Genomic DNA, 15,048 nt, shown 5'->3' with positions numbered 1-15,048 from the left:
ACTGCCATGCCCGTCGACAAAGACCTGCCTGCCCGACCCTCAGATGAAAAGCGGAACGCCGCTGGCCTGCGTCGCGGCCTTACCAGCTACGGTGACAAAGGGTTTTCTCTTTTCTTGCGAAAAGCCTTCATAAAAGGTTCCGGTTATACCGATCGAGCGCTTGAAAGACCGGTGATTGGCATTACTTCAACCGGCAGTGCTTACAATCCCTGCCACGGCAACATGCCGCAATTGATCGAAGCCCTGAAGCGGGGCATTCAGCTCGCTGGGGGGCTGCCGATGGAGTTTCCAACGATCTCCATTGGCGAAAGTTTTTCAGCGCCAACCTCCATGTATCTGCGCAACCTGATGTCGATGGACACCGAGGAAATGCTCCGCGCACAGCCCATGGATGCCGTGGTGTTGATCGGCGGTTGCGACAAAACCGTCCCTGCGCAGCTCATGGGCGCTGCGTCGGCAGGAATCCCTGCCATACAGCTGATTACCGGATCGATGCTCACCGGAAGTCATCGCGGGGAGAGGGTGGGCGCTTGTACGGACTGCCGTCGTTACTGGGGTAAATTTCGTGCGGGGGAGGTGGATGATGTCGAAATCAGCGATGTGAACAGTCGACTGGTTGCAAGCGTAGGCACCTGCTCCGTGATGGGAACCGCCAGCACTATGGCGTGTATTGCCGAAGCCTTGGGGATGACCGTCCCAGGTTGCGCATCGCCGCCTGCAGTTACCTCCGATCGCATACGGATCGCAGAGGAAACAGGCACCTGTATCGTCGAGATGGCACGCGAAGGTCGCACGATCGACAAAATTCTCACGCCGGCAGCTTTCGAAAATGCCATGCGCGTGTTGCTCGCCATCGGCGGCTCCACCAACGGGATCGTTCACCTGACTGCTATCGCTGGTCGGATGGGCCTGGAAGTCGACCTCGCAGCCCTGGATCAGATGAGCCGCGAAACTCCGGTGCTGCTCGACCTCAAACCTTCCGGTACGCAGTACATGGAAGACTTTCACCACGCAGGGGGCATGACCACGCTGCTACGTGAGTTGAAGCCTCTACTGAATCTCGACGCACTGACCGTGACCGGTAGAACCTTGGGCGAGGAAATCGAACGAGGTGAGCCCGCATTCGCTCAGTCTGTGGTGAGACCGTTCACCCAACCCATTTATCCGCAGGGAGGCATCGCGGTTCTGCGCGGCAATCTGGCCCCGGGTGGTGCGATCATCAAGCAATCGGCGGCTGACCCTCGACTGATGGAGCACGAAGGTCGCGCCGTTGTGTTCGAGAACATGGAAGACCTTGCTGCTCGAATCGACAGCGACGATCTGGACGTCAATCCCGAAGATGTTCTGGTGCTCAAGAATATCGGGCCGAAGGGCGGCCCAGGCATGCCTGAAGCGGGCTACATCCCCATTCCTCAGAAGCTGGCGAGAGCTGGCGTGAAAGACATTATCCGAATATCCGATGGGCGCATGAGCGGCACGGCATTCGGCACGATTGTGCTGCACGTTACGCCAGAAGCAGCAGTGGGTGGCCCCCTCGCTTATGTGCAGAGCGGTGACCGCATTCGCCTCAGCCTTTCAAATCGTGAAATCTCGGTACTGATCTCAGACGAAGAGCTGATGAGGCGCGCCCAGAACCATCCCATAGAAGCGCCAACAGGCGACCGGGGGTACCTCAAACTCTTTCTGCAAACGGTCACGCAGACTGATAAAGGCGTGGATTTCGATTTCTTGCAGGCCACGAGCATCACCGGCTCTGTTCCACGCAAATGATTGACCGGGGAAAACTTGATATGAGAACTGCGTTTGTTGGCTTGGGGCAGATGGGGCGTCCCATGGCGATCAACCTGCTGGCTGTGTGCCCGGAACTGATGGTGCACACGGCGAGTGGCCGAGCCTATCCCGAGCTTGAAGCGCTGGGAGCAATACCGACCGACGATCTGCGCGCCCTGGCAGACAGTGATCTGGTGTTCCTGTCACTGCCCAACGACGAGGTTGTGCAAAGCTTCTTATTTGGCGCTGACGGTATCGCCCAATGGATGCGCCCCGGGAGCACCGTCGTGGACACCAGCACCATCGGTTACACCCAGACCACCGAGATAGAACAAAGATTGGCCGCAAGGCATATCCGCTTCATTGACGCACCCGTTTCAGGTATGCAAGCCCGAGCGGTAGACGGCACGCTCACGGCAATGTGTGGCGGGAGTGAAGATGTGTTTGAGGAAGTTGCCATCTATCTGAGAGCAATGGCTTCAAACATCTTGTACATGGGCGGCGCAGGCACGGGGCAGCTGGCGAAGCTAATCAACCAACTGCTCTTCGATATCAACTGCGCTGCGATTGCCGAAATTTTACCGATGTCGGTCAAGCTGGGCCTCGATGCCGGAAAAGTCGCGTCGATAGTCAACAGTGGAACAGGGCGCAGTTACGCCTCTGAATTCTTCTTGCCGCATATTCTCAACAACGATTTCAGCAACGGCTATCCCCTGAAACACGCCTACAAAGACCTGGTCAGTGGGGCACAACTGAGCGCGAAGCTCGGCATCCCGCTTCCAGTGCTGGCGGCCTCGACGACAACGTACCAGTTGGCGTTGCTGCAAGGTCATGGCGATGGCGATAAAGGCGCGATGATCAAAGTATATGAGCGGCTGCTGGATGTGACGTTCCGGGCCCGGCCTCAGCCGCAGCCGATGGCTGCAGGGCATTTTTCATAAGTCGACACAGCAATCAGGGAATTCATTGTGAACTCATCATGTATAGAAAAGATTCCGGCAACGCTGATTCCTGGTGACGGTATCGGGCCAGAGGTGGTGGAGGCCACCGTCCGAGTCCTCGACGCACTGGGCAGTCCGTTTGAGTGGGATATTCAGCCTGCGGGAATGGCCGGGGTTAAGGCACTCGGGGATCCCTTGCCAGCCGTAACCATTGAGAGCATTCGTCAACGTAAGCTGGCGCTCAAAGGGCCACTGACGACCCCTGTAGGTGAAGGATTTCGGTCATCGAACGTCCGGCTTCGCGAGGCTTTCGAATTGTTCGGCAATGTCCGGCCAGCCAAGAGCCTCGTTCCGGGCCGTTATGAAGACATCGATCTGGTTCTTATCCGGGAAAACCTCGCCGGTTTTTACGTCGCGAACGAGTACTACATACAGGTAGGCAATGACCCGAGAGCGGTTGCAGTTTCCAGTGGTATGAATACCCGGGAGGGCAGCGAACGGATCGCGCGGTTTGCGTTTGAATACGCGATCAAAAATGGTCGCAAGAAAATCACGGTTGTCCATAAAGCCAACATCCTCAAGGCCCTTACAGGATTGTTCCTTGAAGCCGCTCGTGATGTAGCAAAGGAGTACGAAGGCCGTGTCGAGATGGACGACATGATCGTCGATGCCTGCGCCATGCAATTGGTGCTCAATCCTTGGCGTTTCGACATGCTTCTTTGCACGAATCTGTTTGGCGACATTCTGTCTGACCAATTGGCCGGGTTGGTCGGAGGCCTGGGCATGGCCCCGGGTTCAAATTTCGGGAACGACGCTGCCATTTTCGAGGCCGTGCACGGCTCTGCTCCCGACATTGCAGGTAAAGGTGTAGCGAACCCGATTTCGCTCATGCTCGCGGCGGCGATGATGCTGGCGCATGTCAATCTGGTTGAGGAGGCCGAACGCCTGCGTGTCGCGATCGACCAGACGCTGAACATCGACGGTGTTCAAACACGCGACCTGAAAGGCCAGGCATCAACCCTTGAATTCGCTGACGCTGTTTGTGCACGACTTCGCACTTAAAACCCGGAGCTGAACATGGAAACCATTTTTTTTGATCCTGCCGCCACTGCATCCGTCCTGGCAAAAGCCTGGATCAGCGGCGCATTGATGAGTGCTCTGCCTTTGGGTGTAAAACCTGAGACGCTTGAGCATGGTTATGACGCCCAAGACGCGTTTTTCAAATTGGCTGGGGGCAAGCGCGTCGGCTGGAAGCTGGGTGTTGGAAGCCCCGCCGCGATGCGCTCGGGAGGCCTGACGCGGCCGCTGATTGGCCAATTGCAACGATCGCGTGTTCACGCGAGCGGCGTTCACCTGAACCTGCCCGCAGACTCTCCGGTGACCATCGAATGCGAGATAGCGTTCGTGCTGGATCGCGACCTGCCACCGTTGGCAAATAGGCAGGTCGACGCCGAAGATATCCGCACCACCTGTGTGACGTTTGAGGTGGTGCGCTCTCGATTTGTCGATCGAAAGGTGGTCGGTTGGCCGAGCTTCGCTGCCGACAACGTAGGCTTTGAAGCGCTCGTCGTAGGCAAGTCGATAGGTGAGGGTCTTGATCTGGCTGCGCTGCGTGAACTCGCCGAGACGACGGTTGTGCACCTGAATGGCGAACCCAAAGCGAAAGGTCTGTTCGGCGACGCCGCGACCGATCCGTTGGCGTCACTCGCAGCGCTTTATGCGCATGCGGCCGAGCGGGGCGAAACGTTGCGGGCGGGCGATATTGTCTCGACGGGAGCCATGTGTGCGCCTTTCGATATTCAAGGAAAGGGTCATGTCTTGTCCGTCACTTATTTCGGAAAGACGCTGACATTCTCTATTTGAAGTTCGCATCCGTTCTGAAATAAGGATGCCTCTCAAGTTCGGCCTGCAATTCCCGGACAACAGAGTCGTGGGTTCACACGCTGTGGCCCACATCGATTTAATGAGTAGATGAGAGCGTAGAAAAATGAAAGCTGCCGAGCTGGTTGTGCGCTGCCTGGAAAACGAGGGTGTTGATTATATTTTCGGTATTCCCGGTGAAGAAAACCTGGATCTTCTGGATTCGATTTCCCGGTCTCAAACGATCAAGTTGATCCTCACTCGACACGAACAGCCAGCCGGCTTCATGGCTGCCACCTATGGCCGCCTGACGGGCAAGACCGGGATCTGCCTTTCTACCTTGGGGCCTGGTGCGACCAACCTGGTGACGGCGGGCGCATACGCTTATCTTGGAGGCATGCCGATGCTGATGCTCACTGGTCAGAAGCCCATCAAGAAGTCCAAGCAAGGCCGCTTTCAGATCCTCGATGTCTGCGCAATGATGGCACCCTTGACCAAGTACACCCATCAACTGGCATCCGCCGACAACATCCCGTCGCGTATCCGCGAATCCATTCGCTTGGCTGAAGAGGAGAAGCCTGGGGCAGTACATCTCGAATTGCCTGAGGACATAGCCGCCGAGCACACCGACAGTACGCCCATTGCACCGAGCCTCAGCCGTCGTCCGGTGGCGGAGCGCAAGGCAATACGCGCCGCCGTTTCCAGGATCGAACATGCGCACAGCCCGATACTGGTGATTGGCGCGGGCGCCAACCGGAAAATGACCGCCAGGGTACTGCTCCAGCTCATTGAAAAAACCGGCATCCCGTTCGTGACCACGCAGTTGGGCAAAGGTGTGGTCGACGAACGCCATCCCCGGTTTTTGGGCAATGCTGCGTTATCCGTCAATGATTTCGTTCACCGTGCGCTTGAGTCTGCTGACCTCATTATCAACATCGGCCATGACGTCATCGAAAAGCCGCCTTTTTTCATGGTGCGGGGCGGTACTGAGGTGATCCATATCAGCTTCCGATCTGCTGAGGTGGACCCCGTTTATTTCCCTCAAATCGAGGTCGTGGGCGATATCGCTAATGCGATCTGGCACATCAGCGAAGAAATCAAACCTCAGCCGACCTGGGACTTCGAACGGATATTGGCCATCCGTGAAGCCAACGAGGCGCATATAGCCGAAGGCTCCACGGATGATCGTTTCCCGGTGTATCCCCAGCGCCTGGTCGCTGATTTGCGTCAAGTGTTGCCGTCTGAAGGCATCGTCGCTTTGGACAACGGCATCTACAAAATATGGTTTGCACGTAACTACAAAGCGCACCTGCCTAACACTGTGTTGCTGGATAACGCGTTGGCGACAATGGGCGCCGGTTTTCCTTCAGCGATGGCGGCCCGCTTGGTTCATCCGAAGGTTCCAATCGTAGCGGTATGTGGCGACGGCGGTTTCATGATGAACAGCCAGGAACTTGAAACGGCTGTGCGCTTGAAGATGAACCTGGTGGTCATCGTTTTAAGAGATGACGGTTACGGGATGATTCGCTGGAAGCAGGCGCAGATGGGATTCGAAGATTTCGGGCTGGATTACGGCAATCCAGATTTTGTTCTGTACGCACAAAGCTACGGCGCTTTCGGTCACAGGGTGAGCAGTGCCGCCGAGTTCGCGCCATTGGTGCAACGCTGCCTGGAAACACCAGGCGTGCACCTGATCGACTGTCCGGTCGACTACTCAGAGAACGATCGGATCTTGCATCACGAGATCAAACATCGCAGCGCAGCAGTATGAGCGTGAGCGGGCTTGATCTCCAATGAGGTCGCTCCTTTCGGAGACATAAAGCTTCTGGCCTCGGCCTTGAAGGATCCAGTTACGGGATTGAGGAATATCTGCAGATCAAATATCTCTGCGTAAACGTTTGAACCGTTTTGACCTGATCTACCGACCGCGTACTGCATAACAAACATAACAAATGCGAGGCTCGCCATGATTCAACTCCCGTCCAGCGCTGCTGCGCCGCCTTAACCCGACCCGCTCAATAAAACGATGTTATTCGGACGGCCGAAACAGGCCGCTGGATCCCTGTGCGCCTAATAAAAAAGAGAGAGTTCGGCGATGTTGGCAATTCTTGGTTTTTCGATGGTCATCTGCTTCATGTACCTGATCATGACAAAGCGTCTTTCGGCGTTGATTGCACTGATCCTCATCCCTATTGTGTTCGCGGTAATCGGTGGGCATTACATCGGCCTTGGAGCGATGATGCTCGATGGCATCAAGACGCTTGCACCGACAGGCGTCATGCTGACTTTTTCGATTTTGTACTTTGGCATCATGATTGATGCCGGGCTGTTCGATTCGCTGGTACGCAAGATCCTCAAGCTGGTAAAAGGCGATCCGTTGAAAGTACTGGTAGGCACTGCAGTGCTCACCATGCTCGTTTCGCTGGATGGTGATAGCTCCACTACCTACATGATCGCGTGTGCCGCTTTCCTGCCGCTGTATCAGCGGCTTGGAATGAATATTCTGGGGATGACATGTCTGATCAGTATCGCCAGCGGCATCATGAACATCACCCCTTGGGGCGGGCCGACCGCACGTGCTGCCGCCGCGCTGCATGTAGATGCGCTGGAAATCTTTGTTCCCATGATCCCAGCTATGCTCATCTCCGCTGCGTGCCTGGTTTTTACAGCCATAGTTCTCGGACGTCGGGAGCGCGCACGACTCGGTGTGATAGAACTCGAAAGTGTTGATGAAGGCTCACTGGCGTTAGGGCATGGCTCAGTGGAGGAGTGCGACAACAATCGTCGTCCAAAGATGTTCTGGGCCAATCTGCTTTTGACACTCGCACTGATTGCGTGCCTTGTCGTAGGGGCGATGCCGATTCAGGTATTGTTCATGGTGGGGTTTGCGATTGCCATCGTTCTCAACTATCCAAAAATCGAGCAGCAAAGAGAACGTATTGCAGCACACGCTGCTAACGTATTGGCAGTGACTGCCCTGATTTTTGCCGCCGGCATATTTACTGGAATTCTGGCGGGCACCGGTATGGTCGATGCAATGGCGAAGAGTTTGCTCAATGTGATTCCAGAAAGCTTCGGGCCTTACCTTGCGTTGTTTACCGCATTAATCAGCATGCCTTTTACATTTTTCATGTCCAACGATGCGTTCTACTTCGGAATTCTACCGGTCATTGCGCACACCGCCGCGCAATACGGCATTAGCCCCTTGGAAATCGCCCGGGCTTCCATAGTGGGGCAGCCGGTTCACCTGCTTAGTCCGTTGGTTCCTGCTCTCTATCTGCTAGTCGCGTTAGCCAAAGTTGACTTGGGTGATCATCAGCGGTTTGCCCTTAAATGGGCGATTCTCGCGAGCCTTGGACTCTTGGCGGGAGGACTCCTGTTCGGTGCGTTTCCTCTGTACCAGCATCGTTAGAAACCTTGGTTTGTAGCTGTCCACTGTAAGCGCCCGGCGAACTCACTTACCCGATCCGAGCCATAAGGGCGATGGTGTTCAGCTAAAAATACGTGGACACCCTCACTCTTCCCGCCAGGATTTCCATGCGCCAAAGAACTTCTTACCCCAAGCCCTTTAAAGCCCAAGTCGTCCAGGAATTCCTGCAACCAGGCGTATCAATGGCCAGCGTAATTCGAAGAATCTGTGCATGCCATATTGAATGTGGTCTTTAGGCCGATTACTGCCCTGACGAAAGACTGTAATCGACCTCAAACCACCTTGATTCGGTTCCCGCGCGGATCGGCGTGTGGGTGATCAAGGAATTAAACGGTTTTGACTACCAAAGCTTTTTGCCGACGGTACAGCACCATCGTCGCCGTGAACCCGCACACCGCCGCGAACATCAGCCAGTAGGCAGGTGATGCTTTGTCACCCGTGGCCTGAACAAGCAACGTCGAGATTGCCGGGGTAAAACCACCAAATACTGCGGTGGCCAAACTGAATGCCAGTGAAAACCCGACTACCCGCACGTTCTGTGGCATGACCTCGGTCAGTGCCGCGACCATGGCGCCGTTGTAGATGCCAAAGAAGAATGAGAAGTACAGCAGAACAGCGAGCAGTCGTTCGAAACTAGCCGCTTGTGCTAGCCAGTGCATGGCGGGATAGGCAGTGAATATGCACAGCAACGATATCGCCAGCAACAGTGGCCGACGACCAATACGGTCGGAGATGGCGCCGCCGATAGGCAGCCAGATAAAGTTGCTGATGCCTACCAGCAGTGTGACCACCAGGCTGTCAGTGGTGCTCAGGTTCAGGACTGTCCTGCCAAACGTCGGTGTGTAGACCGTAATAAGGTAGAACGTGGTGGTGGTCATAGATGCCAACAGGCCGCCCGCCAGTACGGTGCGCCAGTTGTCACGCATCGAGCGAAACACTTCGCGAGTTGTTGGACGATGGCTGCGAGCAGTGAAGGCAGCAGTTTCCTCCAGTGAGCGGCGAATAATAAAAATGAACGGGATGATCACGCAGCCAATGAAGAAGGGAATACGCCATCCCCAATCGGCAATTTCAGCGGCTTGCATCGTGGCATTGATCGTATAGCCCAACGCGGCCGCGACGACGATTGCCACCTGTTGGCTGGCCGATTGCCAACTGGTGTAGAAACCAGTGTGACCGGGGGTGGAAATTTCGGCCAGATACACGGAAACACCGCCCATTTCCGCACCAGCGGAGAAGCCCTGGAGCAGCCGGCCCAACAACACCAGAATCGGTGCCGCCACGCCGATGGCGGCGTAGCCCGGCACGAGGGCGATCAATACGGTACCGGCGGCCATGATCGACAGCGTCACTATCAGCCCCTTGCGACGGCCCACTTTGTCGATGTATGCCCCCAGCACAATGGCGCCTAGCGGACGCATCAGGAATCCGGAGCCGAATACTGCGAAGGTCATCATTAGCGAGGCAAATTCGCTGGTGGCTGGAAAGAAAGTCTGGGAGATGTAGGTCGCGTAGAACCCAAACAGAAAGAAGTCGAACTGCTCGAGAAAGTTACCGCTGGTGACCCGTAAAATGGCGCCCAGTTTGGACCCCTTGCCTCGGGTTGTTGTCGTTGTCGTTTTCATCATTAGGCTACCGTTGTGCTCACTATTGTTTTTGGAATAGGTGGTTTAACCGTCAGTCGCTGCCGGCGTTGATCGGGTTGGGTTGACGCTTTTCGATGGCGTGTTTGAGCAGCGCTGCGCTGCGGAATATTCCATGGGCGAATTTGCTGTAAGGCATGGTCAAGAAAAACGCCATGACCAGGCCGAGATGGATAGCCAACATCAAGCCCAAGGTGCTGGTTTCACGCAAAGCCAGTAGCGCCAGACCGCTTGCGCTGACCAGAAACAGCAGAGCGATGAAGCCGCGATCCATGGGTTTCTGGTTCTCATCGCCGTGGGCGGGATTGCGACGCAGGTTCAGCCAGAGAAGACCCGCCGGGCCGATCAGCAGGCCGATGCCACCGGCAATACCCAACATCACCGGTAAGCTGAAGATCGGATAAGGTGCCGACCACTTCAGCAGATAGTGAAAGAGCGTTGCGACACCGGTGGCGGCGAAGCACAGCATGAAGCCGTAGAAGGTGAGGTGGTGGAACCGGCGTCGCCACAAGGTGAATTGATCGTCGGCGTTGTTGCAGCCTCGGCCATGGCCGCCGTCCAGATATTTGAGCTTCGCGACGTTGGCCGTAGCCTCCAAAACAGCGGACGTTTTCAACGGCAGTGGTGCTGCGACCGGTGAAACGTTGCGCCAGAAGCGCCTTACACCCATGGTCAGGGCAAGTACCGCAAAGCCGAACACTGAGCCGAACATCAGCGCCAGGGTGTTATGCGGGAAAATCTTATAGAAGTTGCCCCCGGGAATGGTCGTGAACAGGTTGCCCATGAGCATCAGAGTCAGGCATAAAAACAACGCCAGTCCCCCACCTGAAGCCAGCGCCAGGGTCAGGCCGTTGCGCTGATACAACTTGCCCATCATTTGCGGCCAGGCGTATTCGGCATAAGTATCCAGTCGCACTTTCGCCATGGCTTTGGGTATGTTGACGTCGAATTCGTGTGGGGCGGCGTATTGACAGGCGTGCAGGCACGCGCCGCAGTTATGACACAAGTTCGCCAGATAATGGATGTCGGCCTGAGTGAATTCCAGGCGCCGGGTCATCGCCGGAAATACCGCGCAAAAGCCTTCGCAATAACGGCAGGCATTGCAGATGGTCATCTGCCGCTGGACTTCACTTTCGTCAAGATTCAACACCGGGATCAACCCGCTCGACGATTGAGGATCAAACAGTTGCATGTCGAAACTCCATGTTTGCAGGTGAGACGCCAAAGCCCACCGAAGCGGCCGCCTGGACACCGGCGATGCGGCCAAACGCGGTACCGATGGCCATGCCTATGCCGGCGGTGTAGCCTTTGCCCAGGACATTGCCGGCCATCATTTCGCCCGCGACGAACAGGTTGGGGCTTGCCTCGCCGTTGAAGTGCACGGCAGCGGTTTCGTCGGTGGCGAGGCCGAGGTAGGTGAATGTGACACCCGGTTTGAGTGGGTAGGCGTAGAAAGGCGGTTTCACCAATGGCCGTGCCCAATGGCTTTTGGCGGGCATCAGTCCTTGGGTGTGACAATCGTCCAACGCCGTGTGATCGAATGTGCCAACGCGGCAGGCGCTGTTGTAGTCCTCGACCGTCTTGACGAATTTTTCCTGAGGCAGCTTCAACTGGCGGGCAAGGTCTTGCAGCGTACTGGCGGTGGTTCCGGGAAAGACCGGTGGCATGAAGCGGCCGATGGCTTGTTGATCGATAATCGAATAGGCCTGCTGTCCGGGTTGTCCAGCCACCAGCCGCCCCCAGATCGCATAACGTTTTGGCCAGAAATCCTCACCTTCGTCATAGAAGCGTTCGCCATCACGATTGACGACGACTCCCAGCGATACGCAATCGATTCGGGTGCAGATGCCGCCATCGTAGAGCGGCGCACGGGCATCAATCGCTACCATGTGTGCTTGCGTTGGATCGCCAATCACATCTGCGCCGAGGTCGAGCATGCGCCGTAGCAAAATGCCGGTATTGAATCGGGTGCCGCGAATCAGGAAATTGTCTGATGGCCATTCACCGCGTTCGTTCTGACCCCAGGCTTCGCGTAGCCATTCACGGTTGGATTCGAAGCCGCCGGCTGCCAACACGCAGGCCCGGGCTTCAATGCGTTCTGCGGCGAAACGCTGACCATCGACCTCATGCTCGCCCACATGGGCAGCGACGAATTTCCCCTCATCCAACTCGATGTCGGTCACTTGCGTGTCGTAGCGAACTTTTACACCCAGACGCTCGGCGCTGCGGAAATACGCATTGACCAGCGCTTTGCCACCTCCCATAAAAAATGCATTAGTCCGTGCCACGTGCAGCGCGCCGGACAGAGGAGGCTGAAAATGCACGCCGTGTGAACGCATCCAATCGCGGCAAGAAGACGATGCCCGAATTGCGATGCGAGCGAGCTTTTCATCCGTGAGGCCACCGGTGACCTTTAACAGGTCTTGCCAATATTCTTCTTCCGGATAGGCATCGATCAGCACGTCCTGTGGTTCGTCGTGCATGCACCGCAGGTTACGGGTGTGTTGGGAGTTGCCACCGCGCCAGATTTTCGGAGAGGCTTCCAGCAGCATCACGCTGGCGCCCGCTTCTCGCGCCATCAGCGCGGCGCACAAGGCAGCGTTGCCACCCCCTATGATTAAGACATCGATCATTGTCGCTCCTCGATTTGCAAGGAAGCGGGAACGAAGTGCTCCTTGCGAGTGGGGAGAACGATAGGGTGGGGAAGGAGTGGCCGAAAGGCTGCTTTTGACGCGAGGTGTTTAGTTTTTCTAAAGGCTTTGTCGTCAGGAGAGACTTTTGTGTCCGGGGTAGAAGGAGGATTACGCGTCTACCCCTTCTATCCACGTAGCTCCGGGCCACTGTTTGTCGACGACCAACTGTCGCGCCACATCCACCATGACCAACCGCGTTGCCAGCGCCGCTGGCGAGAGTTCGTCGTCAGCCAGCGTCGCCAGAAGATTACGCCGGCCTACATGGGGATCGGCAATCCTGATCAGCGAAAGTCCGGACCCGTCTTTCAATGCAGCGGCTGCCCCAGGCTGTATTGTTGCCGCATGGCCGGCCCGTACCGCGTTCATCAAAACAGCGAGACCGTCGACCTCCATAATGACATTGGGTGTTAGCCCGACCCGCTCGAAGGCGCTCATCAATGCCGAGCGCAGACCATGTTGCGCACTGGGCATTACCAGCGGCAGGCCGCCGAGGTTGGCTAACTGTACGCTTTCACCAGAAGGCGCTTGAGGCAGACCAGGCGAGGCAATGACAAATAGCTTTTCATCCAGCAGCGGAGTCACGCTCCAGCGTTTACCCCCTTCGAGCTGGAACAGGATGGCCAGGTCAATTTGCCGAGCGTTGAGCTGCGCCGCCAAGTGGCCGGAAAGCATTTCCACCAAATGCAGTTGTATGTCTGGATAACGCGTACGCATTGCGTTGATCAACGGCAACGCAAGCACTGTCGCGGTAGTCGGTGGTAAGCCGACGCTGACATAACCGCTCATTCGCCCGCGATGGGCCGCCATGACTGCGTTTTCCGCTTGCCGCAGGGTCAGTTGGGCATGGTGTAAAAACGCAAATCCGGCGCTAGTGGGCGTGACTCCGGTGGAGGTTCGATTCAGGAGCCGGGTGCACAGTTCGCTTTCCAGCTTAGAGATTTGCTGACTCAGGGCTGACACACCAACGTCTAGTTCAAGTGCCGCACGCCCCAGGCTGCCAAGCTCGATGATTTTTACGAAATAGCGCAGTTGTCTCAATTCCAATGTGGCGGCTCCGCGTGAATTTGTTATTCAAATACCTGAACGTTTGCCACGCAAGTGACGAAGCCCGAAAAGAAGCATTGTCGCAGGTTTGGGTTGACCGTTGGGCGCGTGCGATTTGTCCAAGATTGGCAGCAGTCGACCCTTTACAGCCACTCAGCACCAACATAGCTGCCAGCATTCGCGAACGGAAGAATACTGACCCGGCTCTGCGTCACTCATTTACCAAGGAATGCCTCAACAGTACTGGCAAACTGTTCGGGCTGGTCAAGCATCACAAAGTGAAAACTGCCGTCAATGCGTGTGAACTGGACGTTGGAGGTCGAGGCATAGGCGCGATGGAACAGCGCATCGATGTTGGATGAAGATACGCCATACAAGGGGTCGTATGCGTACACGACCTCGACTGGCGCTCTGATGTGACTCAGTTCAGGGCGCAAGTCGGTGACCATCAATTCATACACAGCATTTGCCACTGTTCTACGATCAGAACTGATGCTCGCAGCGAGTACGCGGGGCCTGAGTGCTTGGGTTTTTACAAGCCGGGCGATGGATGCTTTTTGCATGTTTTCGGTTTGCTCCGCAGATGCAGCCAACAGAGAATCACGTATCTCTACCGCATGCGGGGCCGCTGTTTCGCTGGTCGCCGAAGGATTCATCAATGAGCTGTAGAAGGGCAGGGCATCGACGATCATCAAGCGACCCACCAAGTCTGGATGCCGAGCACCAAGCATCAATGCGGCTTCGCCCCCCAGAGAATGGCCGATGATCACCGGTGCCTGGATGTGCTGGGCGCGGATGTATGCTGCAATCGCTTCGACCGCAGGGGCTATGACTTCCCCCTCTGTATCGAGCGCGGCAGGAGAGCCTGCAAAACCTGCCAGTTCGACGAGGTGCAGGCGATGGCTCTGACGTAATCTAGAGACCAGGTCAGCCCATACCTCGCGGGACGAGGCAAGTCCCGGGATTAATATGACGTCCTTGCCAGATCCTTCGACCTGCACAGAAATACGCTGCTGCTCGGAATGCCCCGCTGACGGAGATGGCAACTGATTGGATCCTGCCGATAGCGGCGCTGACAGCAACCATAATAAGCCACCCATCGTCGCGAAAATCTTCGCACGCATCAGATCCGCCTTGCTGCGCGGTGTGCTGCAATATTAGCGGACACATAATCTGTACAAATGATCAGCGTCATAGCCCTTCCTTTGACTATCAAGAGGCGGACACTATAGGGGCCATCGACGCTCAGTGAAACCCCGGGAATTCTGACGTCTGGCTCAGGTCGAAAGCGGACTGGGTGGAAGGTCTGCTTCTGGCCGATTCTGTTGAAAAAGTCGGAATTTCAGGCTGGGAGAAGTCGACGCTGGCCCTCACTTCAGAGCCCATCAATGCCGCGTAGTCGCAATCGATCCAGTTTCAGGATTCGTTTGAGGTGAGCGAACAACATCTCGACCTTCTTGCGTTCGTGGCGAGAGCACACGTATTGAGGTGTCTTTGCGATGCGCAGCGCAACATCGCGCGCCGCTTCATGGACGCTGCGGACGATTTTTCTAGGCGAAGTGTTCGGGCAGCAGCGCTCTTGCATTGAGCACAGTCGGTTTGCCGGGATCGAAAGATAATGGCGCAGATTGTTTAGGAGGCATCGATCAATGCTGCGCAGGAGGTGA

General features: G+C 56.2%; 11 protein-coding genes and 2 pseudogenes. 7 read left to right on the top strand and 6 right to left on the bottom strand.

Annotated features, from left to right (window positions below):
* The first annotated feature begins 6 nt into the window (after positions 1-6).
* The 7 genes and pseudogenes from CFII64_RS03320 to CFII64_RS03295 all read left to right on the top strand — a co-directional run bounded on the left by CFII64_RS03320 (position 7) and on the right by CFII64_RS03295 (position 7,983).
* Positions 7-1,770, top strand: coding sequence for an IlvD/Edd family dehydratase (locus tag CFII64_RS03320; protein ID WP_020289347.1), 1,764 nt, complete (start codon positions 7-9; stop codon positions 1,768-1,770).
* The gene (locus CFII64_RS03315; protein ID WP_371106418.1) at positions 1,767-2,711 is read left to right on the top strand and encodes an NAD(P)-dependent oxidoreductase; all 945 of its coding nucleotides are present in this window, start codon (positions 1,767-1,769) and stop codon (positions 2,709-2,711) included. The genes CFII64_RS03320 and CFII64_RS03315 overlap by 4 nt, the downstream gene beginning before the upstream one ends.
* 27 nt (positions 2,712-2,738) lie before the next feature.
* Complete coding sequence (locus CFII64_RS03310; RefSeq protein ID WP_020289345.1) at positions 2,739-3,773, top strand: isocitrate/isopropylmalate dehydrogenase family protein; 1,035 nt, start codon at positions 2,739-2,741, stop codon at positions 3,771-3,773.
* A 15-nt stretch (positions 3,774-3,788) separates the two neighbouring features.
* Positions 3,789-4,574 (top strand): 2-keto-4-pentenoate hydratase, encoded by a 786-nt coding sequence (locus CFII64_RS03305; protein WP_020289344.1) that lies wholly within the window; start codon positions 3,789-3,791, stop codon positions 4,572-4,574.
* A 124-nt stretch (positions 4,575-4,698) separates the two neighbouring features.
* Positions 4,699-6,342, top strand: a complete 1,644-nt coding sequence (locus CFII64_RS03300) for an acetolactate synthase large subunit (protein ID WP_020289343.1) — start codon at positions 4,699-4,701, stop codon at positions 6,340-6,342.
* 9 nt (positions 6,343-6,351) lie between these two features.
* Positions 6,352-6,473, top strand: a pseudogene (locus CFII64_RS30190) (hypothetical protein); the annotation flags it as partial.
* Between the two features lie 193 nt (positions 6,474-6,666).
* A complete protein-coding gene (locus tag CFII64_RS03295; RefSeq protein WP_020289342.1) occupies positions 6,667-7,983 on the top strand; it encodes a CitMHS family transporter in 1,317 nt (438 codons plus the stop codon).
* A 344-nt stretch (positions 7,984-8,327) separates the two neighbouring features.
* Here the strand turns inward: CFII64_RS03295 and CFII64_RS03290 are convergent, their stop codons facing one another.
* From CFII64_RS03290 to CFII64_RS29165, 6 genes and pseudogenes are all read right to left on the bottom strand, one after another.
* Positions 8,328-9,629, bottom strand: coding sequence for an MFS transporter (locus CFII64_RS03290; RefSeq protein WP_020289341.1), 1,302 nt, complete (start codon positions 9,627-9,629; stop codon positions 8,328-8,330).
* Positions 9,630-9,678: 49 nt separating this feature from the next.
* Positions 9,679-10,836 carry a tricarballylate utilization 4Fe-4S protein TcuB gene (tcuB, locus tag CFII64_RS03285; RefSeq protein ID WP_020289340.1) on the bottom strand — a complete coding sequence of 386 codons (1,158 nt, stop codon included), beginning with the start codon at positions 10,834-10,836 and terminating at the stop codon, positions 9,679-9,681.
* Positions 10,823-12,277, bottom strand: coding sequence for an FAD-dependent tricarballylate dehydrogenase TcuA (gene tcuA / locus CFII64_RS03280; RefSeq protein WP_020289339.1), 1,455 nt, complete (start codon positions 12,275-12,277; stop codon positions 10,823-10,825). Before tcuA ends, tcuB begins: the two co-directional genes overlap by 14 nt.
* Positions 12,278-12,445: 168 nt before the next feature.
* Entirely contained in the window at positions 12,446-13,381 is a 936-nt protein-coding gene (locus tag CFII64_RS03275; protein ID WP_020289338.1) for a LysR substrate-binding domain-containing protein, read from the bottom strand.
* Positions 13,382-13,596: 215 nt separating this feature from the next.
* A complete protein-coding gene (locus CFII64_RS03270; protein ID WP_020289337.1) occupies positions 13,597-14,505 on the bottom strand; it encodes an alpha/beta fold hydrolase in 909 nt (302 codons plus the stop codon).
* A gap of 257 nt (positions 14,506-14,762) precedes the next feature.
* A pseudogene (locus CFII64_RS29165) lies at positions 14,763-15,001 on the bottom strand (transposase); the annotation flags it as partial.
* Positions 15,002-15,048 lie beyond the last annotated feature (47 nt).

This window comes from Pseudomonas sp. CFII64 (assembly GCF_000416235.1).
Taxonomy (GTDB): Bacteria; Pseudomonadota; Gammaproteobacteria; order Pseudomonadales; family Pseudomonadaceae; genus Aquipseudomonas.
The sequence above is the reverse complement of the archived record's forward strand: the minus strand, read 5'-3'. Positions and strand labels throughout refer to the sequence as shown.